We start from the raw sequence: 26,410 nt of genomic DNA, 5'->3' as shown, positions 1-26,410 counted from the left end.
CGCTCATAGTAAATTGCGTTTTTCTGCTATATAGCTTAATGCGTTCCTGCTTACAGTCTCACTGAAATAGTATCCGCCCTGATGAAGCTTGATTACTGCTTCTTTTAATTTTTCAGTCGAAGAACCTTTCAGTACATAACCCCTGACACCCAGCCTCAGCATTTCCTCAATACTTTTCCTGTTATCAAGACTGCTGAATACTAAAATTTTCATTGCAGGATATTTTTCTGCCAGGGCACCTGCGGTCTGAAATCCGTCCATAACCGGCATATTAATATCCAATATACAGACGTCTGGCAATAATTCCACTTCCTTAAGGCTTTCAATAGCTTCCCTGCCATTGGATGCCTGAAGCACTACTTTAAAATTACTGTATTCCAAAAAATTTTTAAGGGATACCCGAAGCCCCTCATGGTCGTCAATTAAAGAAATCGTAATCTGCTTTTCCTTTTCCATTTACCATAGTTTAAACATTCAACAAATTATAGAAATAAAAACGGCAATAAATCTTTATAGGACTAACGTCCTATAGTTAATAATTAAAAACTATATTTTACGGTAAGTAAAATAAACTGTTTTTAAAGATTATTTACCGATAACTGCAAAAGGTGTTCTTACAAGAGTGTCATTATGCGCCTGTGTAATATAAAAAAGATGGCGCAGACCACTGCACTTATGGGAACTGAGGCACTGGTATACCCGACCACGAATAAGCGAGCGCCCACGCCAATGGCATGAGCGTCCTTACTTATTTGTCTCGAGGTCTATAAAATTACCAGTTTTTCAGTTACCGAGTCTTAAGCAAAAACACTATGTGAGTTTTTCTATATTTCGGCAAATATAGTAACGTTTATGCAGTATTCCAATGTTTACATTAGAGAATACTCTGAAAAATTGCAAATAAAACAGCCCGAAGATCTTATCGGGCTGTAGTTTAAAATGCGAAATTTTTATGCCGTTATTAAGTACGTACAAACACTAATCACTGCTGTTAAAATCAAAAGTCAACTGCTTTTCATTACCGAAATTATCAGAAATCCAAACATCAAACGACTGTGAAACGGCAGATGCGGAAGTATAGTACAAACGAAACTGCTCCTGTGGTAATTGATAAAGATCATTGGGCAGGTACGGCGGATCATTGAAATACCTTAACGTACCCTGCCCGTCGAACTGGAAATAACGCAGATAATACTGCGTGCCTTCGTAATTACCTCTGCGCTGTATGGTTATGCGTATTTCCGCGGTCTGCCCGATGCCAATGTCTTTGGGCACCGGCATTACGTTGACCTCAAAAGGAAAATCATTCTGTATTTCGAGTTGATCATCTTTGCTGCAAGATACCAAAGTAACCAAAGCTGTGAAGATTGTCAGGAATACATAAAATGGCAGTAATCCCGTTCTGAATTTATTGAATATTGCTGTCATCGATTTTACGTTTTAAAAGTTAAACCTTAATCCCACACCTGCCGACGGTCGGAACACCTCCAGGTCTGTACCCCAAAGGACTTTTGTACGCCCTTGCAGGACGATTACAAAACGGTCTGACAGATAGGTTTCAAAAGTGAGGCGGCCGCCTGCTCCGTAAATGAAATTATCCTCGCTCAGTATCTTCGCTCCGTCAAACAACATTGCTTCGCCCCGGTTGATGGTTTCGTAACCGACCACGCCAGTTATCCCAAAATTAAGCGTGATATTTTTTCGGGCATCGCCCAGTAAAAAGAAGCTGTAACCGCCCTCTGCGGAATAGGTTTCCTGCGGGATGCGGAGATCTTTGTAGTCTTGGTACTGGTGAGTATATTCCAACGCCCAAAGCTGATAATTGCCATTTTTGCCGTTTACGGTCATTGCTGCGCTGATGTAATAATCGTTACCGATTTTATCATCGGATAATACACCCGTACTTATTTCCACTCCTTTCTGTTTTGGCAGCATTCTTTGTGCCTGTGCAGCTGTAATGCCTATCAGGACGAGCATCACGGTATAAATATACTTTTTCATATTATTGCTTTAAAAGGTTACTAAAATTTCAGGTGCATATCGTCAATCAAACGGGCTTTGATTAAATCGGAATTTTCCACCTGTAGTGTCTGGTGCCTGCCGCCGTTCTTCTCGAAAATCTCAATCAGCAGTACCTTGTCATCGGCAATGGTAAACTGGTCTAAAAGGAACACATTTTGTTCGGTCGATTTTCCGGCAATACCGTCCAATGGCTTGTAAGTTCTCAACGGCGTTAAAGGATGTTCCTGGACTACGGTACGCTTGGCAACCTTTTTATCCACTACTTTAAAATTGATAAAATCAATCTCGAAAGGCACATTGGTTTTATTCCTTAATTCCGTATGGAAATAATATTTCCCGTTGTGGATGTAAATGCCTTTGAGAATAAACTGAATACCGAAACTCCTTGCCCCGATATGTTTTACAATGCGCTTATCTTTCTTGTAAATTGTTTCCAATAGCAAGCCTGCCAGTGAGGGCAAATTATTCCCCAATTCCTCAAAAAGCACATCGTTTCCTTTGGCTCTGTCTGCTTCTTTCTGCATCAGGATCAGGTTATAGCACATTGACTGCGGACAGGAACTGTAACACACACTAAAATTGTAAAAACGTCCATCATTGGTAATGACCGAAAAGTTCGTTTCAGGCTCAAAATCCTTTACGGTTGCTTTAACGCGAAGTACGTTTTCTGCATCCTCAGCCTTTCCGGCAATCAGGTATTCGCTTCCCAAGTCCACATAACGCACCGCGGTCGGAAATATCAGGTGAGAAGTTTTGTCATAAGTGACTTCCATCTTATAGGGTTCTATACTGCCCAGTGAAAGAGATGTTTTCCTATTTTCCTGCGCATAAGATGTTACAGCAGAGACAAGCAAAAGGGTGGCTGCCCAATAGTTTTTTAAATGATTTTTCATTGTTTTAATTTATTTGAGTTGAACATTATTTTTTAGATAGAAGGAAGACCTGATGCCCGGCCTTAAGGGTAACCTTAGGCGTCCGTACTTTTTTAGCGAAATAGCCCGAAATGCCCTGCACCACGCCCCGGCTGAGATCCGCGGCGGCCTGCTGTCCTGCATTCTGCGTGAGCATTACACTCGTTCCCCCTGTCTGGCTCATATTGCCCGCCATTTCAGTAAGGGCATTCATTTCAGGCGAATACGGGACGTATAAGCCCTGCTGACCGTCCAGATCGTAGATAGTGATATCCACTGGGATGATGTTTCCCTCCAACTCTATGGAGGTAACTTTCAGCTGTAACCTGCCATTTTGAAATTTGGCGTTAGCCGTTACGATGGTTCCTTTGGGGATGGTACGCTGCGGCGTTTGGGCCGGCTCCAATAAGCGCAGCCTTACGCCTGTTTCGCCAATAACGGTCTGGGTTTCGTGCACGCAGGCTTTGATGCTGTTTTTAGGCTGCATTTCCTGCTTAGCAGAACCTGCGGTATAAAAACTACGGTTCCTTTCTCCACTATAATTGGCTAAAAAAGCGCTGTCTGAAGGCTCACGGTACAAGGCTGAAACAGCACTTTTCCCAACAGGAGTGAATGACACAAAATATTCTTTCTGGTTAGTGCCTGCCGTACCTGGAGCCTTACCGCCGGCAGACGCATTACCCGTATTGGAATTTTGCGGAAGATATTTGGCCGCCATTTCATAGGATTTCTCCATGAGCTTCAATTGATCATCAACCGTAGCTAAAGGAGGCACGTCTTTCTCTGCCAGCTTTGTTTTCATTTCCTCCACCTGCCTGCGCAGTTCCATTGTTTCAGAATTGTTATCCTGATAAAATGAACCCAATGTACTCTGAGCATTTCGGTAGCTGTGCAAAGCTGAATTGCCATTCCTTCCCGAACTTTTTCCATTGTTCGGATAACCATCATTGTTTTGCTCATCTTCAGCAAGCTGTACTTCAGCAGGCTTGTCGGTTTCTTCGGAATTCCAATAGTCGGAGAGCGTTGTCAGCGCATTGCGTTTTTCCTGCTCTTTGCGTTCAAGCATTTCCTGCTCATAAGCCTTGCCTTTATCCGACGGCATAACCGGTTCGGTGGCCTGCGGCACCGCATCATTCAGCCCAATATTCTCAATAGTCTTTTTATCCTCAGACGGTTTAAATATCAGGTACATACAGCCGAGAAATACCACACCCATTAAAAGGAATATAAGCGGCTTTTTAAGCTTTTCGGCTTTGGTCTGTGTGCCGTCATGCAGCACATCAGCGGTTTGCTGCGGGCTTCCTTCGGTTACCCGCACAACCGGCTTTTTGTTCTCATTTTCTTTCATAAATCTGATTTTTTAGAATTGTTGTTGTTGAGTCCTGCAATCTTGCAGGGATTTCACTTTTTTTAAGGACAGGGTTCTCAATATGCTCAATGATCATATCGTTGTGGGACTGCGATACATCGTACCAAACTTTGCCGATAACCCCTGCAGTAAGCAGCAGGTAACCCGCAAACAGGCAGAGTGTATATTTGTGCTGCCTGTCAACCGGCAGTTCGCGCCAGCGCTTATCGAGCTTATCAAAGTAGCTGTCCATATCTGCTCGTATCTTTTTCATACTTAAATTATTTTAGTGCTTATTACATTCCCAGACCTTTTCTTCGAGCAGAAAGCTGCTCCTTCGGCGTATCAGATATCTTGGCAAGTGCCTCCTTTACAGTCGGGACCGACTCCGTTGTCAGGTCTGTCAGTTCCAGTTTTTTCAGTGAATGCCCGTACCGGTCAGTCTTTTCAATATTCATTTTCTGAACTTCGAAATTGCCATTCCTATATTGCACCCATAAATGACAGCTTACTTTTGGCTTATCTTCGCCATTCCATTCCAGATAGGTATTTAAAGTCACAAAGCCTGGGAATAATGGTTTGTCCGCGCCGTTGCTGCAGGCCTCCAAGAAACTGCTGATGCTGTCTTTCACTTTGCCTGGGTAACCAGCCTGCGTGAGAAAAAAGCCGTTGTATCCTTTATCGGTCATCGTTTTGGCGAACATGTTTAAATCAAATGATTGCTTCATATCCAAAGATTTTTAACGTTCGATAACTTCCACATCTTTATTTTCCAGTACTGCAAATTTTTCGATATTGAATCCCTGCGGATTGTTGTCAGAGCGTACGGAATTCACCAGATAACACGAGGTAATCAGGCTGCGTCTGGTCACATTGCTCGAACGGATGATAAATTGTCTTGCATAGGTTCGCACCGAGTAAGGATGTTTGTCGAAGTTGCACACGACACTGTCAACTTCTATGCGCTGCTGTACATTCCCCGAGATGATCCTGCTGTAATAGCCCTTTTCCGATAAGTCCTTGTAGTAGTCAAAAGCACTTTTGTCCGCAAGGTTAAATGCCCTGCTCATATTGCTTTCGATTGCGTTCTTATCAGGAGCCAGCGTAAAGAAAAGCTCGTGAAACCTTCTGACATGTTCCCGTGCCTCAACCGGGCGGTTGATGCTGGCATCCTGCGACAAGGCAAGCATCAGGGATTTGCCATTATCCAGTACGTAGATCTTCTGGCGCTGTTCATTGGCAAAACTGTACGATTTCCACACTGCAAATCCTGCCACGCCAATACAGAGTACTGCAAATACGATGGCATATAAACGTATCTGCCTGAAACTGTTTTCGATATTTCTTAAGGTTTTAAATTCCATTTTTTAATAATTAATTGTTTACCTGTTCATCAGTTTGCCGCCGATGTTTCCAACTGTGGAACCAGCACCCGCACCAGCTATATTTCCTGCTTTCATTGCGGTCTGGTTAACGTTTCGGGTAAAGTTTCCTGCGCCTCCCGCCTGGATTATCCAACCCGTTACAGTCGGTATGGTGAAGTATCCGACAATACCAATAATCATAAAGATGATGTACACAGTATTTGATGTATCCGGAATAAATGTCGGGTCAGAGAGCATTGCTATATCACGTTCGAGTATAAGTGATTGTATTCTGGCCAGCATGGAACTGAAAAGATCCGATACAGGCAGCCATAAATACACACTGATATACCTTGTGAACCACTGGCTGAGCGTGGACTGAAAGCCGTCCCATACAGAAATAGCGAAGGCTATCGGTCCCAGTATGGAAAGGACAATAAGGAAAAACGTACGTATGGTATCAATAACCAATGCCGCCGCCTGAAAGAGTATTTCCAATAGATTGCGAAACCAATCCTTTAAGGCCTTCTCCATTTTGTAAGCCCCGCGGTCCATATACATTCCCGCCATTGTGCCAATGTCAGATGGCGACCAGCCCAATTCATCGAGTTTTTTGTCAAACTCTTCGTCTGATACCATGTAGGCAGTTTCAGGATTTCTGACCATTGCCTCATATTCCAGCTGGTCTTTCTGCTGCTGCAGCTTGTTCAGGTCAAGCACCTGGTCTTCCAGTATGGCGTGCGTTCCTGTAACCACGGGGCTTAGTACCGCATTGATGGTTCCCAGTACCATGGTCGGAAAAAACATGATGCACAGTCCCAGAGCAAACGGGCGCAGCAGGGGAAACATATCTATTGGTTCAGCACGGCTTAAAGACTGCCACACCTTTAATGCCACATAGAACAGCGCTCCCAGTCCGGCCAGTCCCTTAGCCACAGCTGCCATATCACCGGCAAGCGGCATCATATCATCGTACAGCGACCGAAGGAGTTCGTGAAGGTTATCCCATTCCATTTTTACCAGTATTTTTGATTAGCTGTTCCGTAGAGTTCAAGAACTCTCTTGGCATCGTTTTTCTTTTTCGCTCTCAAATAGCTTACAGAAATGTTCTTGTTGGTGTAGTAGCGCACAAGACTGTGGTAATCTTTGACCTCCTTATACACACGGTCAATTACATCCATACGCTCCTTATCATTCAGCGAGAGGTTTGTAGCCGTTACGATCTGCTTGAGTTCTTTCAGCAGTTCGGTGCTTTCATTGAGAAGCGCCGAATACCCGTTGCCGATCGCGGCCAGTTCCTGCGGTGTGAAATTGGGATCGTTCATCATCTTGCCGAAATTCTGCACGTACATTTCTGATACATCACCGACAAGCAGGACAGTCTGCTGTACCTTGCGGGCATCCTTTACCAGATTGCTCACTGCTTTGAGCTTGTCATAATACTCTTTGCCCTGATTGTACACTTTCTGCACTTCCTGAAAATTTTTGTAGACATTCGATACCGTGGAAGAAGTCTGCACGATTTCGTTGGCAGAATTAATAATCCCTGAAGCCAGGTTCGATGGATCGGTTACAACCCATTGGGCTTTTGCTGTCGGTGCGGCGGCAAGCATAAGTGCCGTGCACACCAGATACAATACTTTTTTCATTGTTTCTGAATTTTAAAATGTTAATGATTATTGATTTGCTTTGTCCCGCCTCTGCATGGCGATATGCTTAATGGCGAGTTCTACATTTCCGTCGAGTTCCGCAGCAAGCTGCATTACTTCCATTTTTTCTGTTTCTTCAGTCGTGTAGGCGAGATATTCAGCCAAACTCACCTCGGTAGCATACACCGCCGATTCGGTGCCGCCCAAACCTATCCAGACTTCCTTATACAACCTTGAAGCATCATTGTTCATATTGATGGAAAGAACCTGTCCTTTCTCTTTATCGGTAAGCCCAAGCATCGCCTGTATATCATCGAATTTGTTCATATACTTACGCTGGTCCAGAAGGATCTTGCAGTCAGAATTATTGATGATGCTCTCTTTTACGATGGGTGACTGGATGATGTCGTCTACCTCCTGGGTTACGACAATTGCTTCTCCAAAGAATTTTCTTACAGTTTTAAATAAATACTTAATATATTCCGCCATCCCTTCCTTTGCAATCGCTTTCCAGGCCTCTTCTATGAGGATAAGTTTACGAATACCTTTTAATCGGCGCATTTTATTAATAAACACCTCCATAATGATGATTGTCACAATGGGGAAAAGGATTTTGTGGTCCTTGATCGCATCAATTTCAAACACGATAAAACGTTTGGAAAGCAGGTCCAGCTGCTTATCGGAGTTGAGCAGATAGTCATATTCGCCGCCTTTGTAATAGGGTTCAAGTACATTCAGGAAGTTGGCAATGTCAAAGTCTTTTTCCCTTACCTGTTTATCTTCCAACACTTTGCGGTAGTCGCCCTTGACGTACTCATAGAAACCATTAAATGACGGGTAAATATCATTAGCCTTGATACGTTCGATATAGCCGCTTACCGCATTAGAAAGGGCAACCTCTTCCGAGCGCGTAGGCGGTTCATCATCACGCTTCCAGAGTGTGAGAATCAAGGTTTTGATACTTTCACGTTTTTCAATGTCGAATACGCCGTCATCGGTGTAGAATGGGTTAAATGCAATTGGGTTGTCTTCAGTATAAGTGAAATAAACACCATCCTCACCTTTGGTTTTACCTTTAATAAGCTCGCATAAACCCTGATACGAATTACCTGTATCAACCAGCAGTACATGTGCACCCTGTTCATAATACTGTCTTACCATATGGTTTGTGAAGAACGATTTACCCGAACCTGACGGACCAAGTATGAACTTGTTCCGGTTCGTAATGATACCCCGCTTCATCGGCAGATCGGAAATATCCAAATGGATTGGCTTTCCAGTCAGTCGGTCTGCCATCTTGATACCAAACGGCGAGGCCGAATTGTGGTAGTTAGTTTCTTCCGTGAAGAAGCACAGTGCAGGCTCAATGAAAGTGTAAAAACTCTCTTCACTGGGAAAGTCGCCTGCATTGCCGGGCATACCTGCCCAATACAAAGTGGCTGTGTCAGTAGTGTTATGCCTTGGCTTGCACTCCATTAAAGCCAATGCACTACCGCAGTCATTCTTTAGCTGTTTGAGTTCCGTAGGGTCTTCCGACCATGCCATAACGTTGAAGTGCGCACGGATGGATGACAGCCCGAAGCTGTGGGCTTCGTTCAAATATTTCTCTATCCATTCTTTGTTGATTTGATTGGCACGGCTGTAACGGGCCAGTGAGTGCATATTCCTTGCGGATTTCTCAAACTTTTGCAGGTTGTCTTCGCTGTTATCCAAAAACAAATACTGATTGTAGATGTGGTTGCAGCTTAACAACAAGCCCACTGGTGCGGCGAATGATAAACGGCAATCGCTCCGGTCGGTAGATAGCTTTTCAAAACGGGTATCTGCCGATACTGTTCCCGGCAGGTCGTCTGTGTCTGATAAAGTATGCAGACTTAACCTTTTGTTGCCGATACGCACTTCTTCCGTTCCGAGTGCGATGTCCTGCATCGGTGTTCCGGCTTCTCTTGACAGCGTGAGGTATTGCTCCAGTAATCCATGCGTGTCTTCGTTTCCGATAATTTCATCTTCGGTCAGACGTTTCAGGCTCACAAAACCGCTATCGTTCATGATACGCTCAAACTGCGCCACCGCTTCCATAAAACGATGTATTATTTCCTTGTTCCTGATTTCTTTTGGTATTAGCGAACCTTTGCAGAGCGAACTGAAATTGCTCTGCATGCGCATTCTTTCCTTAGAAGTCTTGGTAAGGAACAGGTAGCAGTAATGGTTCATGAAGGGACGTTCGTTGAAATGGCACTGGTAAGACTTTGATAGGAAGCTCTGGTCTTCAATTGTCAAATCGGGTGCATAGTTCTCCTTAATGTACCAGTCCTGTTTGTGGATAACCGTAAAATCAGGCAGGGTCTTAATTGCCTTATGCCAGGCAGAATGAATGGCTTCATATTCCGCAGAGGCTACTGTGAACAGTTCAGGCAGACGCACTTCAAAGCAGGCAGTAATATCCGCATCTTTAGACAATATGCAGTTGTTCTCCACAGCCAGCAGAGGAAATTTGTTTTCCAGTGTCGTTGTTTTTGCATCATTTCTCATAAGGTAGTTGATTTAGGCGTGAATTTTAAATAGCGTTTTACGGGCTTACGGCAGATGATGTAGCGCGGATGCCTCTTATTAGCTGCAATTTTCATAAGCCCGTGTTCGCCGTACTTCCTGTTAAGGGAAAAAGTCTGCCATACGATCACTGAAGCACCTCCTGCACCGAGGAAAAGACAGATGTACGAGTTTACGCCTGCTATGTAGAGAATCATCACCAGGATTAGTGTGCCGAGCAGACCGCCCGCGAAGATGAACAGGTACTGGGCTTTCAGCCCTTTAAACTCTACAGTCCTGCCAATACCTTTGTTGATATTGTAATTCATGAGACAGCAGATTAAAGGAAGAATGAACGCAGGATTGTAGCTGCGACAATAAGGAAGATACACGCCCCAAACCACGAAGCTGCAGTCTTGGAGGTGTCCGGATCGCCGGAACTGAATTTATTGTACACTTTAACCCCGCCGATAAGGCCTACCACCGCGCCGATGGCATAAATCAATTGGGTTGCAGGATCGAAATATGAGGTTACCATCTGGGTAGCCTCGTTGATGCCCGCCGAGCCATTTCCCTGTGCGGATGCACCCAGTCCTGAAAGTATGACCACAGCTGCCATCAGGATTTTTTTTCTTTGCTTTTTCATAATTGAAACACATTAATTTGTTATTGTTTTCCCGCACTCTGCGGGCTTTCAGGACAAAGGTGTTTCGAAAATCAAAGCGCCCCCGCAAAGCGGCATCCGCTGGAATTCTTTGGCATTAAAAGGCTTTTCAGGAAACATTTAAGCATAAAAAAACGCCTGGTTTTTTATCATCAGGCGTTGGGCTGTCAGCATTGTATTTTACATTTTTCGTCCTTTGGAACTGGATTTTTCCTGCTGATTGCTCTGCTGTTTTCTGTCATTTTCATTCGCGGACTTCCCGGTTTTAAGATTGCTTTTTATCACATCGGCAAGAATAGTTTTTTCCCATGGTATCCGCTTTGCAGTAAACTGTAATTTTAAACCGTTGCCAGCAAGCCCGTGTGTTAATTCGAATCCGTAATGTCTGTTCCAGCCGATCCTGTCCAGCAGTCTTTCAGATGGAAACTGAACGGCAATTAAATCTTTAGGGAATTCTTTGATATCACGATAATCAGGTTCCTGGAATTCGTGCGTCTTGGGATTATAAGGAATGGTATAACATCTTTTATCAAGGTCATAATAGTTTTCTATTTCCGAGAACACAATACCCTTAGAGAGGAAATCATCTTTGGGCCTTAATTTATCCATTCTTATATCGACATAAAAGGTATGGCCTGCGATATTGATAGTGGGCAATATCCCTTTGTTGACACGCATTTCGTAGGCTGTTAAATCAATCGGATTTTGAGGATCGTTGGTTTTTGCATTTTTCTCGGTCTTCAGTTCTTCAATGTTTCGCGCAATACTCTCGGGAATATTGGTCTTGTTCCATGGCAGTGTTTCAGCCGTAAAATGCAGCTGAAGCCTGTTTTCGTCAACTGCGTACCCAGGTCCGAAACCGTGTTTCATATTCCAGCCGACCCGGTCAAGTTCAATCTGGTGGGGAAACTGGACCATGATGATTTCCTTGGGTATTTCGGTGATAGCATCGTGATCTACTTCCTGAAATTCACGTGTTTTTGGATTGTAAGGTATTATATAGGCCTGGACTGTACGGTCGTAATATTCGCTGATTGTTGAAAAATCTATACCTTTAGAATTACTGTCGTCTTTTGGACGCAGTTTATCCGATTCCATATCAACATAAAAATCATGCCCGTCAATTTTTAATACTGGCAGGACTTTGTCAGTAACCCTCAGATGAAGACTGCTTCCTTTCTTAAGCGATAATTCAAAATCTGATTTCCCTTTGATATCCTCAATCTTTAAATTATATTTTTCTGCTGTCCTTAAAGGATCAATATCGGCAAGGTTCGGAATCGTGACATCTTTGATATGACTTGTATCCCCAAAATCGGATATAGCTTCAAAAGTAGCTGCGTTTTTGGTGCTGGTGTCATATTGAAATTTGTAGCCATGCCCCACATAAAGCATATCCTTAATCTTTATAATGTTTTGCTGAGAGGCATTCTCACGCAGTTCTTGTTTAATGACATCTACAAGGAACGCCGTTCCTTCAATAGTTATAGAGGGCAGGTTACTTTCCATACTTTACAGCATTAAAAAACAATAGGGAAGCTTATAAAAACTCCCCTATGTCAAAATTAGACAAGTCATTTTTCCGCAGGTTGGAAGAACCGGTGTCATAATCAGAAGAAAGGCTTTGGTCAAGAAGCTCTGCTATTTTACTCGAAGCACTTTCAATTGAATTTTCCAGCAGGCTGAATAATTCGGTTCCCTGTATTTTTTGAACTATTGCTGCTGCTGATTGCTTTTGAGATGGCTCCAATTTATCCTTTTGCAGCATCATCCCCACAGCGTTGAGTTCTTCAAAGGTAACCCCTTGGGCAAAACCGTACTCACTGCCGGATATTCCATACCCGTTCCATTCTTCTTCTTCCTCATCAAAATCAGGCATATTGCTGAATACTTCATCCAGTTCTTCCTGCGGAACCTGAATAGCGGCGCTTTCATTTTCGTCGTATTCAATGTCTAAATTACCAGGATTAATCTCTGGTTCTTTTATCTGACGCTCGGAGACAGTATTTGACACCGAAAGACGCTCGACCTTTCGTGGCTGTCCTATTATATCAGGCAGAGCCGGATTAACCTTCTCATCTGCTGATGCCGGCTCCTGCTTTCTCTTGATGACAATCTTGTCCTGCGCCAGCAGGAAAATGACTATCAGCAGACATATCACTATTATTATTTCCATAACATTGCTCTTTAAAATAGTCGTTTATATTTTTCCTTGAATTCCTTTGTAATGGTCTGTTCAAATACCTTGAAGTGATGCTCAAGTATGTTGTTTAGATATGCGAACAAGGGTATCTTATCTTCCCCGACAATTTGTACAATACGGGTTAGCCGCTCGTGATTCTCAGCACTGAGATAAATGCTTTTACTGCCCCTTTTCTGCATTTCATTCATTCGCAGAAATGCTTTCTCGTATATGCGTTCATTCATTTTTGCTTTACGCCGGATATGTCCGTGTTTTGCAAAGCCTTCTTGTTTTTCAGATGTTTCTTCATCATAAAATCGGTTTAAAATGTTCATTGAAATACTGGGTAATATCGTTTCCAAACTCTTTAAAATGCTGTTCAAGGATATTGTCTATGTAAGAGTAAAGCGTAGTTCTTTCTTCCTTTGTCAGCTGGACGATCCTAAGGAGCCTTTCGTGGTATTCCGGCCGTATATAAACCACTTTGCCGTTACGTCCGGAAGGAAAGCGGTTTACCAGAAATAGTTCCTCATAACCCACGTTCTTCGCTGAGCCTGCCTTAGCTTTGTCCTTCAGCTTTGCTGGTTTTGAAGTTTGCTGATTTGAACTGCCTGCCGGCGGTAATGCTGGTTCATCCCCGCTTATGACATTCATAAGATAGTCCTCGTCAACATCAGGCTTTTCAAAATCCCTGCTTCTGTCGTCAGTTATCATAATGAGGGTTTTATAGATGAACAATTTTTAGAAATTCTTCGATAAACAGATCCATTTTTACTGCTTTAAGCAGCTGCGGTTCGGCAGGCAGGAGGCTTGATCTGAATATATAACTGCCAGTATCATCGGTTTCTTTTCGAAAGCGTTTGCTGTCCATAATCCTCGTATTCATTATTGACAGGTTGAGTTCCTTGATGACACTCTGAAAGGCATCATACAAACCCGTTTTTTCCCTGCCGTCGACCTGGTTCCAGAAGAGCCACATCTGCTGTTCGGCATTGCTGTCATCTGTCTGAGGCAGTCCAATAAAGGCTTTGGTAAATCCTAATGTGCTTTCCAGCACCAGACGGTCAGCTGTAATGGGCGAAAAAATGAAGTTCATTTTTTTTAAGGTACTCAGCACCCCTTTGGTATTGGCGGTTCCGGGCAAATCAAAAAACACCACGTCAGGCACTACTGATGATTGGTTTGTATAGTCCAAAGCCAGGGCCAAAGCATTTTCAGCCTTGCATCTGATAATTGGATATGCTTTTTTATTGATCGACTGGAACTGCTTCATAGCAGCTTTTTTATGGTACTCATTCTGCATAATGGCAGATTTATCCCGCTCGCGCATATTGGTAAGACTGTGCTGTGGAAAGTCGCAGTCCACCACAAGGACATTATACCCTAAACGGTAATGCAGAATACTGGCCATAAGCGTGGTCATTGTAGATTTTCCGACTCCTCCCTTTTGGGTGGAGAAACTGATCTTTAAAGTTTTCTTTGTTGTTTCCATTATTTAAAAATTTATTGTTACACATTTTATCTGCTTTACAGATTTGAATATTTGTTTATCTGAACATTATTTCATTTCCATATTTCCGCTAGTCCTGCAGGTTTCTTTTCAGCATAGCTTTCTGCCTTCTTTCATATCTTATTTTCTGCATTTAAAGACAGGGTGTAAAATCTGCAAATGGTAAAATGCCCACCAGCCTGCATGCTTTTACGCTTTTATAGTTTTATGCTTTTAAAACCTTATGTTTTTATTTCAAAAAGCCTTTATTTATTCTTTGCCCTACTGCCTTTTTATAGGGCTTTTTTAAAGCCCGCCCTAAAACTCTAAGGCAAATAAAGCGATTGATTTATCTGGTCTGTCAAGTTCGGCACCCTTTGACATCAATTGGCATTGCTTGGCCGTCCTTGAAACCGCAACACTTTGGAAAACAAGTTTTTACTTTACATTTTGAATTTTATTAATGGATTTATGCAGAAACGAACGGACAAAATGGGATCTAACAGCAGCGGCTTCAGACCGCTTTTCCCTGTTACATCTGATCCGTCCCGCAGGGCGGATTTTTGTGTTCACCTGAACACGGCAAGTTGTGTTTTGAGCATCTGGAAACGAATTCCGATGCTTAAAACAACTTGCCCTGCCGGGGGCTGGAAAACGCCTTCCGAAGTCAGGGTTTCTGCATAGATTATAAATGGATGGATGATGAGTGAGAATAGAAAAAAACAATTAAAAAAGACCGGACGTCCCCTTAAGAAGGATCCGGCAAATATCCGGTACACAATTTCCTTTAACGAACACGAACATACCCGTTTTCTTGCCCTTTTTGACAAATCAGGTATGCAGGTAAAGGCACATTTTATTACATCCTGCATCTTTGACAAGACCATAAAGACCATTCAGATTGATAAGGGAACGGTTGATTTTTATATGCGTCTGACCTCTTTTCACAGCCAGTTCCGTTCCATAGGCGTGAACTATAACCAGATCGTAAAGCTGCTGTATAAGAATTTTTCGGAGAAAAAAGCGGGAGCATTCTTGTACAAACTGGAAAAACAAACGGCTGAAATGGCGGTGCTCTGCCAAAAAATCATTCAGTTAAGCGAGGAATTTGATGCAAATTATTTCAAAAAATAGCGGTAGAAATGATAGCAAAAATTGGAAGAAGCGGAAATTTATACGGTGCACTGGCATACAATCAGCTTAAAGTGGACAATGAAAACGGGCAGATTTTGTTCGCCAATAAGATGATTGAAACCGCAAGCGGTCATTATTCCGTTACACAATTAGCCCAGTCTTTCGCTCCTTATCTTATTGCCAACCGCAATACCGAGAAACATACCTTGCATATTTCGATCAATCCCGACCCGAAAGACAAAATAAGCGATGATAAATTTCGGGAAATGGCAGAAGAATATATGCGGGAAATGGGTTACGGGCAGCAGCCTTTTGTGGTATTCAAACATACCGATATTGACCGCAGCCACATTCATATCGTATCGGTTTGCGTAGATGAGCAGGGCAAGAAAATTTCGGACAAGTTCGAGAAAATGCGGTCCATGAACCTGTGCCGGGAGCTGGAAAGAAAACACGGGCTGATACCCGCAACGGACAAAGAGCGCAATCAGAATGACAAGGTTTTCCGTCCGGTAGACTATCGGGCGGGCGATGTAAAAAGCCAGATTGCTTCTGTAGTCCGGCACCTGCCAAGCTATTACAAGTACCAAAGTTTGGGCGAATACAATGCTCTTCTGTCTCTTTTCAATATTACCGCCGGGAAAATCGAGGGCGAGTTACAGGGGCAGCTACAGCAGGGTTTATTGTACATTCCCTTAAATGATAAAGGCGAAAGAGCCGGGCATCCGTTCAAGGCTTCCCTGTTCGGTAAGAGTGCAGGATTGCCCGCGTTGGAACTGCATTTTGAAAAATGCAGAAATGCTTTAAAAGACCAGCCAGGCAGGCAGACTCTAAAAGGTACGGTTACCGCTGCCCTGAAAGCGATGAATATTGAAACGGGTTTTAAAAAGAAATTGTCTGAACAGGGCATTAACGTAGTGGTGCGCCGGAATGAGGCAGGCCGCATTTACGGAATAACTTTTATAGACCATAATTCCAAAACGGTGTGGAATGGTTCACGTTTAGGAAAGGAGCTTTCGGCGAACGTCTTTAATGATTATTGGAACAATAAAGTCAAACCGGAGATTAAAGAACCTGCATTACAGCAGCCCAAAATATCCACATCAAATGATGCTGATCTTCCTGTGGAAGAGCCACACCATCTGTTTGACTTCCTAACTACTGACAGACACGAAAACGGTTTAATTGAAGCCTTGGGCGGTTTGCTGCCTGAATCGCAGGGAGATAATTACGAAGAACAGGATTTTGCAAACAAGATGAAGAAGAAACGCAAACGCCAAAGAGGTCAGAACTAGTAATTCCGCCAAATTGTGCCGCACAGCGCCATCGACTACTACATTCTTACAGTCACTCGGGACAGATGTTAAATTCACGACCGAACATCAAAACTTAAAATAATGCAGGGAGAAGACGATTTAAGAGGATTGGCCAAAATAATGGCTTTTATGCGGGCAGTAAGTATCATCTTGGTACTGATGCACCTGTATTGGTTCTGCTACGGTTTCTTTATAGAACGCGGCTGGACGTTAGAAATCATCAATAAAATATTAGGTAATTTTCAGCGAACCGCAGGGCTGTTTTCGCATACCATCTTTACAAAGCTGTTTGCCTTAGTATTGCTGGCCTTAAGCTGTCTGGGTTCTAAGGGTGTCAAGAACGAGAAGATAACCTGGTCCAAAATCTATTTGGCTTTAGCGATTGGCATTATCCTGTTTTTTTTGAATTTCCCTTTGTTAAAACTACCGTTATTCATAGCCACAATTCTGTATATCCTGACCACAGGTTCAGGCTATATTGCCTTAATGGTGGCGGGCGTTTGGATGAGCCGTCTGCTCCGCACCAATCTGATGGACGACGTTTTCAATAATGAAAACGAGAGCTTCAGGCAGGAAACTAAACTCATGCAAAATGAGTACTCTGTCAACCTGCCTACCAAATTTTACTATAAAGGCAGGTGGAACAATGGCTGGATAAACATAGTAAATCCTTTCAGGGCATCCATCGTGCTGGGTACTCCGGGTTCAGGAAAATCTTATGCTATCGTAAACAATTACATCAAGCAGCAGATAGAGAAAGGTTTCAGTATGTACATCTATGATTTTAAATTTGATGACCTTTCCACCATCGCGTATAACCATCTGCTGAAACATCGTGACAAATACTCCATCCAGCCGAAATTCTACGTGATAAATTTTGATGACCCGCGCAGAAGCCACCGATGCAACCCTATGAATCCTGATTTTATGACTGATATTTCCGACGCATATGAAGCGGCTTATACCATAATGCTGAATCTCAACAGAAGCTGGATTCAGAAGCAGGGCGATTTTTTCGTAGAGTCGCCAATAATCCTACTCGCTGCTATTATCTGGTATCTGAAAATCTATGATAATGGCAAGTACTGCACGTTCCCCCATGCCATCGAGTTACTGAATAAAAAGTATTCCGATGTATTCACGATTTTAACCTCCTATCCCGAATTAGAAAACTATTTGTCGCCCTTTATGGATGCATGGCAGGGTGGAGCGCAGGACCAGCTGCAGGGGCAGATTGCATCGGCCAAAATTCCTTTGTCAAGAATGATTAGTCCTCAGCTTTACTGGGTAATGACAGGAGACGATTTTACGCTCGACATTAATAATCCAAAAGAGCCAAAGATTTTATGTGTGGGGAACAATCCAGACAGACAGAATATTTATTCCGCCGCATTAGGTTTATACAATTCAAGAATTGTAAAGCTTATCAACAAAAAAGGACAGTTAAAAAGTTCCGTTATCATAGATGAGCTTCCAACAATATACTTCCGTGGATTGGATAACCTGATCGCAACGGCCAGAAGCAATAAGGTTGCTGTCTGCCTGAGCTTCCAGGATTATTCCCAATTGATCCGTGATTATGGTGATAAGGAAGCCAAAGTGATCCAGAACACGGTGGGGAATATTTTCAGCGGACAGGTTGTCGGTGAAACCGCAAAAAACCTATCGGAGCGCTTCGGGAAAGTACTGCAGAAACGCCAGAGCATGAGCATCAACCGCAATGATAAATCTACTTCTATCTCCACACAGTTAGACAGCCTTATTCCTGCTTCCAAAATTTCTACCCTCACGCAGGGAATGTTTGTTGGGGCGGTATCCGATAACTTTGAAGAAAGAATTGAACAGAAAATATTTCATGCTGAAATTGTTGTGGATAATGCGAAAGTAGCCGAGGAGACAAAGCACTATCAGAAAATCCCCCAGATACTTTCTTTTATAGATGAGAATGGAAAGGACGAAATGAAACACCAGATTGAGGCAAACTACCGTAAGGTGAAAACTGATGTCCTGCTGATTATAGAAGAAGAACTGGAACGCATCAAAAACGATCCTGACTTACAGCATCTGGTACAAAAAAAATAAAGTTTGTGTTTCTTACTTATATCGCCCTGATGAGGGTCAGGTCTATTGCTTGAGAGAGTTTTTGATCTACCTTATATTTTTCCGCATACTCCGGCCATCTGTTTACCGTTTCCAAAACTTCATTAATTACACCCTCCGGATTCCGGATAGAATTCTGCCTGCCTATTGTCAGCAGGTCATCTTTCGTGAAATCTTTTCTTTTACCGTTTATGCTCAGATTATGCTGGCTTACCCAGTCGCTGTCTGGTCTGTATGCATGGCAAACGTCGTAGGCAGGTGCAAGTTTCCATTTACCGTCCGGCCCCATTAAGAAAGCGAAATTTTTGGTATGGTCGTCACAGTTACGAGCAAAGACATTAAACACCATTCTGCGGTACATCTGTTCCGCTTCAGAGTAGGAAAGTTTAAGCTGTCTCATTGTCTGAAAGAGCTGTTCGTAGCTGTAACTGAATATCTGGTTAAAATCATAATGCTGCATAGCACAGAATGTCTGAACGTGAAGTTTCTGGTTGCCGCTTATCCTGTCAAAGCGCTTGGTCATAAAATGAGCCCGCCCTTCCTCTTCAATCAAACGGCTTTCCATCATCTCGACCCCTGCGTCGGATGCCATTTTATAATAAGCCATCTCCACACGTCCATAGCCATAGCTCACTCCGAACTGAGAATCATTAACACCGTCAAATTTTATAAGCCAGTGTTCATAGCCTTCCTCTTGCAGTGTCTGTCCGGAGCGGATCATCCCGCTAGATTCATTGTATGCAATAATTGCTTTTGGACGGGCCCCTCCGGCCGAGGTTCCCATTTTCAGGACATCAAGCAGGACATCCTGCATGTCGCTATCCGTGTGGGCCTCAAAATTTTCCCTGCTTTCCAATAATTTCATCGTTGTATCGATCAGGCTGGAAAGCTCAATGGAGCGCGAAGTACCTTTTGCCGGCAGGGTTGTAGGTTCAAACTCTAAGGCTCCCATTCCGCGGCTGCCTATAAAGCAGAGCAGTTCCACAGGATTAAGTGAATTTTCAGGACGTCCGTTTCTTGCCAGCCATATATTTATAAGTTCATTACCGTACTTGTCGGGCAGGGAATCTGCCAAAAGTCCGGGCAGCCCTTTAAAGGTCACTGTACCTCTTAATTCCGGAAACGAGTAAACACGGGTCGACAACGGCATCCTGATTGGTGCAGCTTCAAGAGGACCTGAAGCGAACTGCCGGTCATATTCGAAAAAACCAAGCTGCTGGCTTTCATCCCATGCTATGGCTCCGATCCTCTTACCCCATAATTTTACAAAAGCAGTATTTACCATCCCGGATCTTCTTTATCTGTTTGAGAATGCTTCTTTGAAGCTCTTTTTCTTTTCTTTTCTTCCTCCTTTGCTAATTGCAGGGGGCTGATCTGAGGCTGTGTCCTGAATTGCTCGAGAACATAAAGGGCATCCAATACCCTGAGTATTTTAAGAAGATTAATCAGCGCTATGTTTTCCCCACGCTCCGCCAGACTGAGCGTTGAACGGCTGATTGCTGCTTTTTGCGACAATTCATCCTGGGTAATGTTCTGGTCTACCCGTTTGGATTTTATAAATTCACCAATCTTATGCAGAATGGCTTTATCGCTGTATGACGGATCGTATGATATATCATTCATAATAAATGATTTTTCGGTTAATGCGTAAAATATCATTCAAATATACAAATTATTTTTTCAAAACGCAAAACTACATTTTGAATGATATATCATTCATTAAATACAAATTACCTACATAACGCATCAAATTTCATTCAAAATACCATTTTATTATAGCTGATAGCATAAGCCTACATTTAACCACAACTTGGATAAAGGATATTACAATACCCCTCTCGGCAGATGGATCCCTTTCGTCATAACAATGCTTTGCGCAGCTTGCGGGATCTCTTTCAGTTTTTCGGCTGGTGCTTCTTTAGACTCTTCTTTAGCTTCGGGCGTAATGGACAGCTGTATCTTGCGCTCCACGGAAGCCAGTTCCGTTTTAAGTTCGCCTAACCTGTTTTCTTTAGCCCAGTATCCGCCCACCACATCCTGAAGCACAGGCAGATCTTTCTGTATTTCAGCAATCTTTCTTTGTTCCTGCTCGATATAGCCCGGCAGTTTCTCCAATGCGTTAAGGAAATTCATAGCAGCCAGCTTTTCATCTTTGGCAATGATACCGTTGTTGTAGGTATATTTGATGTTCCCTTCTCCCTGTACCAAAAAACGGTTCACCCGAATATCCAAACCCTCTTTTTCCGACACTTCGGTTTTCACCAATAAAGAAAATCCGTACAGGCTTCCGATTTCTTCATACTGACCTCCGGTTCGGGCTTTGTCTGCAAGCTGGTTGAGCTTTGCACCGATTTGCTGTACATCCGCGTTGGGCGGTATGCCGTCCAATTGCACAGGGTTAGCAATACTGCCATCAGAATGCTTTTGTATGCGTTGTTGTAAATTATTCCAATCAAGACTAAATTTACCCAGACGGGACTGCGCACTTTCGAGCATTTCAATACAGTCTTGCAGCTTGTACCTGGCACTGAATTTAGAACGGTTGAAAGCCTGCTTTTCGCTTTCCAGCCCGGCAATCTGCTTTTCCAGTTTAGCTTTATCCAAAAGATCTGTATTACCCGAGAGGATCGCCACGTATTCTGAAAAGTTCATTCCCGATTTTTCATCCATACTGACCTCATCAATAGTTCGTTTACCGAGGCTGTTGTTTTTTAATTGGTCTATAAACAGCTGCTTATTGTACAGCAGGTTGAACTTATAGCTGTCCAGCGATTTTTCTACGGCGTAGATAATCACATCTACTTTATTATCAGCAAAAAATTTAGCAATTTCGTTACCCTTACGGATAGCACGGCCGTCCCTTTGGGCAAGGTCGCTTGGCCGCCACGGCGTATCTAAATGATGGACGGCAACGGCTCTCTTTTGTGCATTGACTCCTGTACCCAGCATACTTGTAGAACCGAACAGCACACGAATTTTTCCCTCGTTCATTCCTTTAATTAACTCCTTACGCTGCTTATCGCTTTTGGCTTCCTGTATAAAGCGGATTTCGTGTGCAGGGATCCCATGATCTTGCACGAGCTTGCGTTTGATTTCGGAGTATGCATTCCATTCGCCCGGCTTGTAGGTTCCCAAATCGGAGAAAACGAACTGTGTTCCCTTCTGTGCGTTATATTGGTTATAATACCTGGCAATGTTCGCCGCACAATGAGAAGCCTTGTTGTCGGGATGGTCGTCATACCTGTCGCTTACCATACGCATATCGAGCGACATTTTACGGGCATAGTCGGTAGCGATGAGCATTTTTGCCTTTTCTTCGCTCTGCGACAAAGGAGCCCTGCCGAGCAGTTCCGCATTTCCGGTTTTGGCAAACTCCATCAGCTTTTTAATAAATATCTCCTGATCGGGTGTCGGCGGTATGTTGTACAATACCTCATTCTTAACAGGGCGGTCAATGCCTATATCTTTTGCCGTTCGGTAGTCGGTGATTTCGGAATAAAATTGCGCCAGTTCCGGAACTTTGATAAAATAACGGAAACGCTCTTTTGCCACGATGTTGTTAGCAACCGAAAACTCGTAATCGGTCGTTTTTCTTGCGTAGATTGCTGCCCAGGCATCAAATGAATTAATGCCCTGTTTTTCCATTGCCCTTGGGCGCAGGTATTTGAACAGCAGGTACAATTCCGTTAAGGAATTGCTGATGGTGGTTCCCGAAAGAAAAGTTGCACCCATATCCGCATTAATTCGCTCCTGAATGGTGCGGATGGCAAACAGCAGGTTCATTGCCTTTTGGCTGCCGTCCACGTTGCCCAGTCCGGCAACGCGCGAGTGCCTTGTATTGAACATCAGGTTTTTGAATTGGTGGCTTTCATCTACAAAAAGATGATCTATGCCCATCATCTTAAAGTCCACCACATCATCCTTGCGGTTCTCAATATCGTGCTGCAGGGTTTTGAGTTTTACTTCAAGGTTCTCTTTTCGCTTGATTACTCCGGCAAGCATACCCCTTGTAACTTCTTTGCCTTGGGACTGCAGGGCATCGAGGTTACGCTCGACGCTGTCCAGTTCTGTTTCGAGGATTTCTTTTTGAATTTCGGGTGACTGGGGTATCATCCCGAACTGGTCGTGGGTGAGTATCACGCAGTCCCAATCGTTGTTTTTGATATCGCCAAAAATGCGCAGTCGTTTTTGCGGCGTAAAATCTTCTTTGCCCGGAAACAATATCTTGGCATGCGGGTAAGCGGTGCGGTAGGCTTCGGCAATTTCATGGACATTGCTCTTGAGCCCGATTATCATAGGTTTGTGTGCCAGTCCCAGTCGTTTCATTTCCTGTGCCGCGGTACACATTACCAGCGTTTTTCCTGCACCTACTTCGTGGTCGCAGATAGCACCATTGTTAAGCTTTATCATCCAAACAGTGTCCTTTTGGCTGGAGTACAGGTCGTCAATGCCCAGTGCCTTGCGGTCCAGTCCAGGAAAGTCCTGATGTGTCCCGTCATAGTTCGGGCGGACGAAGCAGTTAAATGTATTGTTATATTGGTCGGTCAGCCTTGTTTTGAACTCATCATTCTGGGCGTGAAGCCATTCGCTAAAGGCGGTTCGGATTTCGTCGATCTTGGTGTTTGCCATTTGCACGGCTTCCATATCCCGCACTTTCACTTCCTGGTCTCCGACCATGATTTTTTTGGTAATGTCGGGTGTGGTATTAACCAGTGCGTGTTTAAGAAGGGCAACACCGTCAAACGTCCGGCTTTCAGCTTTGACAGCATATTTTTCCCAAATATTCATATTGCCCTGATGACACTTTACCGAAAAGTCGTCAGAGCTTTCGGAGTAATGTATAAGCACTTCCGCATCGAACAGGTGCGAAGCAAAGCGGGCATAAACACCTGTAGGCATCCATCGTTCGCCGAGGTTGAAGTCCAGTTCTTCAAACTCGATACGGGCTGGCCGGGCTTCCTCCAATACCGTAAGGCTTGCTTCAGCCTGAGCATCATTGGGATTGTTCTCAATGTAGGTTCTTACGTCCTGCGCTTTCTCCACCACGTTGCCCGCAAGCCAGCGTTCGGATATCTCATATTCCTTTTGCAAAGGATTGTAGAAAATACGGCCGTGTAAGGCTTCTTTCAAAGCATCCTCAGACATACCGCTTATTTCGGACATATAGCCCAAATCCACGCTGCCGTATTTGTTCAGCGATGCCGCCAGTGCTTCTTCGGGATTGTCCGTTGCTATGGTTACGGTAGAAAAACTTACGGGATGGCTGAAGATATCCGCTTTACGGACCACGCCGCCGACCACACGTTCCAGATAAGGGATTTCCTTACCGGAACTGTCCGTTTTAATGAGCTTTATGTTATCGGCGCTGTTCAGGCTGCCATATCTTTTGACAAAGGCATCATAAAGACGGTTCAGCGTTTCCCGTTCTTCTTTGTGTTCCTTCTGAAGTTCTGCTTCTTTGGTGTAAAGCTGTTGGTAGATATCCCTTACTCCGATATACGCTTCAGCTCTTGCTTTTTGTAACGATGGTAATTGCAATGCATGGAATACAGCAGTACCCTCTGAATTATCTACGTCCTGCAGATGACCGACCCAGCCTTTATCTGCCACGAGGGAATCGTTACGGTAGAACGAATGGAGTTCGCCGGCATATGGAGCAGGTTTGGGAATGGCTGGCTTATCTGCCTGGCTATTCCCGTTATTGTTTGAAAACAGGTCGCCGATGGCTTCCTGTTTTCTGTCGTTCGGTGGCGTACTTCCATTAGCAGCCCTATTGTTAACAGGCGGCGTATAAGGCTGCTGCATCGCACTGAACAAGTCGGTCTGGCGGCTTTTTTGAGCATTTCTCTTATTGGTGTTTTGCTTTTTTGGTTGTGTGCTTTTTTTGGATGAGACAGGAATTACCGCCGGCTGGTCTATATTTTCAAAAAGATCGAAAATGCTTAACTGTCTTTCCTGCGGGCTGTCCCTGTTAATTACCGGAACAGATAAAGACTGCATTTCCTGCTGGATGCTTTCATATTCGATAGCCGGAGGTGTAACCTTTGGCTCAATCGCAATTTGTATTACAGGCTCATCGTTCCGTTCGCCTTTATAAAGTCCTATATCAAGATGTACTGAAAAATCTTCGGCTAGCATACGTTTCAAATCCGCAGCGATACCATCTACACCTTTTTCATGTTCAAAAATCATTGTGGGTTTTCCGTATAGATTTGTTCCCTGATAGGATTTTGTATAAACGATGAGAGCCGGATTGTCGAGTAATGCGTTAGTTGATATTCCATCCGAAATTGTGCGGGTATCACAGAAAATCATTTCCCGTCTTGACAAAGATTTTTTCCCGATGTTCTTTTGCAGGATAATCAAATCGCTCCCGACCTCTGTTCCTGCATAGTCAGTAAACAGGTTATTGGGGAGGCGGATTGCCGAAACGAGTTTATGTTCTTTCATCAATGCCTCACGAATGGCAAGATTGGCAGGACTGTTCAAAACACCCTGCGAAGTAATAAATGCCAATACGCCGCCATTGCGGAGCGTATCGCTTCCCTTCAAAAAGAAATAATTATGGATGCTTCGGGCTGCCTGAACTTTTGCAGGGTCTTTTCCACGGGAATAAGAAAGATCGAATACGGAAGTGTCACCAAAAGGGATATTGCTGGCAATAACATCATAGCTGTTTAGCTCCTTTTCGGGGATTTCCTCAAAACCCCTTATACGGATATTGCTCTCTGGGTAAAGCTGTTTTAGTATTTTGCCTGTCAGCAGATCCTTTTCATAAGCGGTAATAGTGGCTTTCTGATTTTCTGAAAAGGACTCTATGAATGAGCCGATACCTGCGGAAGGTTCGAGGAACTTCTGAATATTCAGACCGCTTTCACGCAGTGCTGCGGAAACCGCATCAATAACCTGTGGCGGTGTGTAAAAAGCCGTCAATACGGAGCTTTTCATGCTGTCCACATACCTGCGGTATTGCTTATCGTCCCCAGAATTTTCTTTGAGCAGCTGGTGGAGTTCCTGGGTCATCGGGAACAGGTCATGTTCGGTTTTTCTCCAATTGTTGATGTCTATTTCGTTCTCTATGGGGCTCAGAACGAACTTAAGACCGCCAAATCCGCTGTATTGCTTCATTAGCAGTCTTTCGCCTGCGGTGGCTTGCCGATTCTCCTTTTCCAGTTTAAAAACGATTCGCAGGGCATCAATGTTCTGTTGGAGATGCTGCTTTTTACTAAAGCCCATTTTCCTCTATCCATATTGCGATGGTTCCGGTCAGTTCGGTATAGAGCAGGTTAAACTCTGTGTTATAAGCGAAATCATCGGTTAGCTCATATCTTGTGAAAACAGGCTCACAGACAGGGAACATTTTCTGGGCGAACGGACGTAGTTCTTCGTCAGCCATAATGGTGTCGAACTCATTGCACACGACTTGAAAAACTGTGTCGAAACGGGAGAAATTCAGGCCCTCGAAGAGAATGTAATTGGCTATTTCATTGCATTGCTCAATACTGTTTCCCGAACCGAAAGCACCCTCATAGGCATTGGCAGCCCACAAGGAACGCTGCTCGATAAATTTTTGGTCATTTGCCTTTTCAGGGAAGCTGTTGTTTAGTAATTCCTTCAGTCGTAATCTGTAATACGACAAGTCTTTTTGATCTGTACTCATAATAAATTTTGTTTAGAATTTTGCGTAAAGCTTAAAATTAAA

General features: G+C 43.7%; 25 protein-coding genes. 3 read left to right on the top strand and 22 right to left on the bottom strand.

What is annotated here, in order from left to right; translation table 11 throughout:
• Window positions 1-3 precede the first annotated feature (3 nt).
• From K6T82_RS18425 to K6T82_RS18340, 18 genes are all read right to left on the bottom strand, one after another.
• Window positions 4-456, bottom strand: a complete 453-nt coding sequence (locus K6T82_RS18425) for a response regulator (RefSeq protein ID WP_223708951.1) — start codon at window positions 454-456, stop codon at window positions 4-6.
• Window positions 457-978: 522 nt separating this feature from the next.
• Entirely contained in the window at window positions 979-1,428 is a 450-nt protein-coding gene (locus K6T82_RS18420) for a DUF3872 domain-containing protein (RefSeq protein WP_223708949.1), read from the bottom strand.
• 12 nt (window positions 1,429-1,440) lie between these two features.
• Window positions 1,441-2,001, bottom strand: a complete 561-nt coding sequence (locus tag K6T82_RS18415; RefSeq protein WP_223708947.1) for a conjugal transfer protein TraO — start codon at window positions 1,999-2,001, stop codon at window positions 1,441-1,443.
• 20 nt (window positions 2,002-2,021) lie between these two features.
• Window positions 2,022-2,915, bottom strand: a complete 894-nt coding sequence (gene traN / locus K6T82_RS18410) for a conjugative transposon protein TraN (RefSeq protein ID WP_223708945.1) — start codon at window positions 2,913-2,915, stop codon at window positions 2,022-2,024.
• Window positions 2,916-2,940: 25 nt separating this feature from the next.
• Entirely contained in the window at window positions 2,941-4,281 is a 1,341-nt protein-coding gene (gene traM, locus K6T82_RS18405) for a conjugative transposon protein TraM (RefSeq protein WP_223708943.1), read from the bottom strand.
• Window positions 4,268-4,555 carry a nitrogen regulatory IIA protein gene (locus K6T82_RS18400; protein WP_223708941.1) on the bottom strand — a complete coding sequence of 96 codons (288 nt, stop codon included), beginning with the start codon at window positions 4,553-4,555 and terminating at the stop codon, window positions 4,268-4,270. The genes traM and K6T82_RS18400 overlap by 14 nt, the downstream gene beginning before the upstream one ends.
• Before the next feature lie 22 nt (window positions 4,556-4,577).
• Entirely contained in the window at window positions 4,578-5,009 is a 432-nt protein-coding gene (locus tag K6T82_RS18395; protein WP_223708939.1) for a hypothetical protein, read from the bottom strand.
• Window positions 5,010-5,021: 12 nt separating this feature from the next.
• On the bottom strand, window positions 5,022-5,645 hold the full coding sequence (gene traK / locus K6T82_RS18390; RefSeq protein WP_223708936.1) for a conjugative transposon protein TraK: 624 nt from the start codon (window positions 5,643-5,645) through the stop codon (window positions 5,022-5,024).
• 18 nt (window positions 5,646-5,663) lie between these two features.
• Window positions 5,664-6,659 carry a conjugative transposon protein TraJ gene (traJ, locus tag K6T82_RS18385; RefSeq protein WP_223708934.1) on the bottom strand — a complete coding sequence of 332 codons (996 nt, stop codon included), beginning with the start codon at window positions 6,657-6,659 and terminating at the stop codon, window positions 5,664-5,666.
• Window positions 6,660-6,661: 2 nt separating this feature from the next.
• Window positions 6,662-7,294 carry a DUF4141 domain-containing protein gene (locus tag K6T82_RS18380; RefSeq protein ID WP_199001447.1) on the bottom strand — a complete coding sequence of 211 codons (633 nt, stop codon included), beginning with the start codon at window positions 7,292-7,294 and terminating at the stop codon, window positions 6,662-6,664.
• A gap of 27 nt (window positions 7,295-7,321) precedes the next feature.
• Window positions 7,322-9,826, bottom strand: a complete 2,505-nt coding sequence (locus tag K6T82_RS18375; RefSeq protein WP_223708931.1) for a TraG family conjugative transposon ATPase — start codon at window positions 9,824-9,826, stop codon at window positions 7,322-7,324.
• Window positions 9,823-10,152 carry a DUF4133 domain-containing protein gene (locus tag K6T82_RS18370; protein ID WP_223708929.1) on the bottom strand — a complete coding sequence of 110 codons (330 nt, stop codon included), beginning with the start codon at window positions 10,150-10,152 and terminating at the stop codon, window positions 9,823-9,825. Before K6T82_RS18370 ends, K6T82_RS18375 begins: the two co-directional genes overlap by 4 nt.
• An 11-nt stretch (window positions 10,153-10,163) precedes the next feature.
• A complete protein-coding gene (locus K6T82_RS18365) occupies window positions 10,164-10,469 on the bottom strand; it encodes a DUF4134 domain-containing protein (RefSeq protein WP_223708927.1) in 306 nt (101 codons plus the stop codon).
• A gap of 198 nt (window positions 10,470-10,667) precedes the next feature.
• Window positions 10,668-11,996, bottom strand: a complete 1,329-nt coding sequence (locus K6T82_RS18360) for a hypothetical protein (RefSeq protein WP_223708917.1) — start codon at window positions 11,994-11,996, stop codon at window positions 10,668-10,670.
• Window positions 11,997-12,027: 31 nt separating this feature from the next.
• On the bottom strand, window positions 12,028-12,663 hold the full coding sequence (locus K6T82_RS18355) for a conjugal transfer protein TraD (RefSeq protein ID WP_223708915.1): 636 nt from the start codon (window positions 12,661-12,663) through the stop codon (window positions 12,028-12,030).
• A gap of 11 nt (window positions 12,664-12,674) precedes the next feature.
• Window positions 12,675-13,004 (bottom strand): DUF3408 domain-containing protein, encoded by a 330-nt coding sequence (locus K6T82_RS18350; protein WP_223708913.1) that lies wholly within the window; start codon window positions 13,002-13,004, stop codon window positions 12,675-12,677.
• The gene (locus K6T82_RS18345) at window positions 12,979-13,383 is read right to left on the bottom strand and encodes a DUF3408 domain-containing protein (protein WP_223708910.1); all 405 of its coding nucleotides are present in this window, start codon (window positions 13,381-13,383) and stop codon (window positions 12,979-12,981) included. Before K6T82_RS18345 ends, K6T82_RS18350 begins: the two co-directional genes overlap by 26 nt.
• A gap of 10 nt (window positions 13,384-13,393) precedes the next feature.
• Window positions 13,394-14,161, bottom strand: coding sequence for a ParA family protein (locus tag K6T82_RS18340; RefSeq protein ID WP_223708908.1), 768 nt, complete (start codon window positions 14,159-14,161; stop codon window positions 13,394-13,396).
• 699 nt (window positions 14,162-14,860) lie between these two features.
• Here K6T82_RS18340 and mobA point away from each other — a divergent pair.
• The 3 genes from mobA to mobC all read left to right on the top strand — a co-directional run bounded on the left by mobA (window position 14,861) and on the right by mobC (window position 18,690).
• Window positions 14,861-15,292, top strand: a complete 432-nt coding sequence (gene mobA / locus K6T82_RS18335; protein ID WP_223708904.1) for a conjugal transfer protein MobA — start codon at window positions 14,861-14,863, stop codon at window positions 15,290-15,292.
• Between the two features lie 8 nt (window positions 15,293-15,300).
• Window positions 15,301-16,587: a conjugal transfer protein MobB gene (gene mobB, locus K6T82_RS18330; RefSeq protein ID WP_223708894.1), complete on the top strand. Its 1,287-nt coding sequence runs from the start codon at window positions 15,301-15,303 to the stop codon at window positions 16,585-16,587.
• A gap of 102 nt (window positions 16,588-16,689) precedes the next feature.
• The gene (gene mobC, locus K6T82_RS18325; RefSeq protein ID WP_223708892.1) at window positions 16,690-18,690 is read left to right on the top strand and encodes a conjugal transfer protein MobC; all 2,001 of its coding nucleotides are present in this window, start codon (window positions 16,690-16,692) and stop codon (window positions 18,688-18,690) included.
• A gap of 16 nt (window positions 18,691-18,706) precedes the next feature.
• Here the strand turns inward: mobC and K6T82_RS18320 are convergent, their stop codons facing one another.
• The 4 genes from K6T82_RS18320 to K6T82_RS18305 form a co-directional block, all read right to left on the bottom strand.
• On the bottom strand, window positions 18,707-19,993 hold the full coding sequence (locus K6T82_RS18320) for a type II toxin-antitoxin system HipA family toxin (RefSeq protein ID WP_223708889.1): 1,287 nt from the start codon (window positions 19,991-19,993) through the stop codon (window positions 18,707-18,709).
• On the bottom strand, window positions 19,987-20,331 hold the full coding sequence (locus K6T82_RS18315; protein WP_223708886.1) for a helix-turn-helix domain-containing protein: 345 nt from the start codon (window positions 20,329-20,331) through the stop codon (window positions 19,987-19,989). The genes K6T82_RS18320 and K6T82_RS18315 overlap by 7 nt, the downstream gene beginning before the upstream one ends.
• 201 nt (window positions 20,332-20,532) lie before the next feature.
• A complete protein-coding gene (locus tag K6T82_RS18310) occupies window positions 20,533-25,944 on the bottom strand; it encodes an N-6 DNA methylase (RefSeq protein WP_223708883.1) in 5,412 nt (1,803 codons plus the stop codon).
• Window positions 25,934-26,368 (bottom strand): DUF1896 domain-containing protein, encoded by a 435-nt coding sequence (locus tag K6T82_RS18305; protein ID WP_223708868.1) that lies wholly within the window; start codon window positions 26,366-26,368, stop codon window positions 25,934-25,936. Before K6T82_RS18305 ends, K6T82_RS18310 begins: the two co-directional genes overlap by 11 nt.
• Window positions 26,369-26,410: the final 42 nt, after the last annotated feature.

It is taken from the genome of Flavobacterium potami, from assembly GCF_020026915.1.
GTDB classification, from domain to species: Bacteria; Bacteroidota; Bacteroidia; order Flavobacteriales; family Flavobacteriaceae; genus Flavobacterium; species Flavobacterium potami.
The sequence above is the reverse complement of the archived record's forward strand: the minus strand, read 5'-3'. Positions and strand labels throughout refer to the sequence as shown.

Bases quoted from the DNA above. Each gene is read 5' to 3' on its own strand.
- K6T82_RS18425 (WP_223708951.1), bottom strand. From the start codon at position 456: ATGGAAAAGGAAAAGCAGATTACGATTTCTTTAATTGACGACCATGAG.
- K6T82_RS18420 (WP_223708949.1), bottom strand. From the start codon at position 1,428: ATGACAGCAATATTCAATAAATTCAGAACGGGATTACTGCCATTTTAT.
- K6T82_RS18415 (WP_223708947.1), bottom strand. From the start codon at position 2,001: ATGAAAAAGTATATTTATACCGTGATGCTCGTCCTGATAGGCATTACA.
- traN (WP_223708945.1), bottom strand. From the start codon at position 2,915: ATGAAAAATCATTTAAAAAACTATTGGGCAGCCACCCTTTTGCTTGTC.
- traM (WP_223708943.1), bottom strand. From the start codon at position 4,281: ATGAAAGAAAATGAGAACAAAAAGCCGGTTGTGCGGGTAACCGAAGGA.
- K6T82_RS18400 (WP_223708941.1), bottom strand. From the start codon at position 4,555: ATGAAAAAGATACGAGCAGATATGGACAGCTACTTTGATAAGCTCGAT.
- K6T82_RS18395 (WP_223708939.1), bottom strand. From the start codon at position 5,009: ATGAAGCAATCATTTGATTTAAACATGTTCGCCAAAACGATGACCGAT.
- traK (WP_223708936.1), bottom strand. From the start codon at position 5,645: ATGGAATTTAAAACCTTAAGAAATATCGAAAACAGTTTCAGGCAGATA.
- traJ (WP_223708934.1), bottom strand. From the start codon at position 6,659: ATGGAATGGGATAACCTTCACGAACTCCTTCGGTCGCTGTACGATGAT.
- K6T82_RS18380 (WP_199001447.1), bottom strand. From the start codon at position 7,294: ATGAAAAAAGTATTGTATCTGGTGTGCACGGCACTTATGCTTGCCGCC.
- K6T82_RS18375 (WP_223708931.1), bottom strand. From the start codon at position 9,826: ATGAGAAATGATGCAAAAACAACGACACTGGAAAACAAATTTCCTCTG.
- K6T82_RS18370 (WP_223708929.1), bottom strand. From the start codon at position 10,152: ATGAATTACAATATCAACAAAGGTATTGGCAGGACTGTAGAGTTTAAA.
- K6T82_RS18365 (WP_223708927.1), bottom strand. From the start codon at position 10,469: ATGAAAAAGCAAAGAAAAAAAATCCTGATGGCAGCTGTGGTCATACTT.
- K6T82_RS18360 (WP_223708917.1), bottom strand. From the start codon at position 11,996: ATGGAAAGTAACCTGCCCTCTATAACTATTGAAGGAACGGCGTTCCTT.
- K6T82_RS18355 (WP_223708915.1), bottom strand. From the start codon at position 12,663: ATGGAAATAATAATAGTGATATGTCTGCTGATAGTCATTTTCCTGCTG.
- K6T82_RS18350 (WP_223708913.1), bottom strand. From the start codon at position 13,004: ATGAACATTTTAAACCGATTTTATGATGAAGAAACATCTGAAAAACAA.
- K6T82_RS18345 (WP_223708910.1), bottom strand. From the start codon at position 13,383: ATGATAACTGACGACAGAAGCAGGGATTTTGAAAAGCCTGATGTTGAC.
- K6T82_RS18340 (WP_223708908.1), bottom strand. From the start codon at position 14,161: ATGGAAACAACAAAGAAAACTTTAAAGATCAGTTTCTCCACCCAAAAG.
- mobA (WP_223708904.1), top strand. From the start codon at position 14,861: ATGAGTGAGAATAGAAAAAAACAATTAAAAAAGACCGGACGTCCCCTT.
- mobB (WP_223708894.1), top strand. From the start codon at position 15,301: ATGATAGCAAAAATTGGAAGAAGCGGAAATTTATACGGTGCACTGGCA.
- mobC (WP_223708892.1), top strand. From the start codon at position 16,690: ATGCAGGGAGAAGACGATTTAAGAGGATTGGCCAAAATAATGGCTTTT.
- K6T82_RS18320 (WP_223708889.1), bottom strand. From the start codon at position 19,993: ATGGTAAATACTGCTTTTGTAAAATTATGGGGTAAGAGGATCGGAGCC.
- K6T82_RS18315 (WP_223708886.1), bottom strand. From the start codon at position 20,331: ATGAATGATATATCATACGATCCGTCATACAGCGATAAAGCCATTCTG.
- K6T82_RS18310 (WP_223708883.1), bottom strand. From the start codon at position 25,944: ATGGGCTTTAGTAAAAAGCAGCATCTCCAACAGAACATTGATGCCCTG.
- K6T82_RS18305 (WP_223708868.1), bottom strand. From the start codon at position 26,368: ATGAGTACAGATCAAAAAGACTTGTCGTATTACAGATTACGACTGAAG.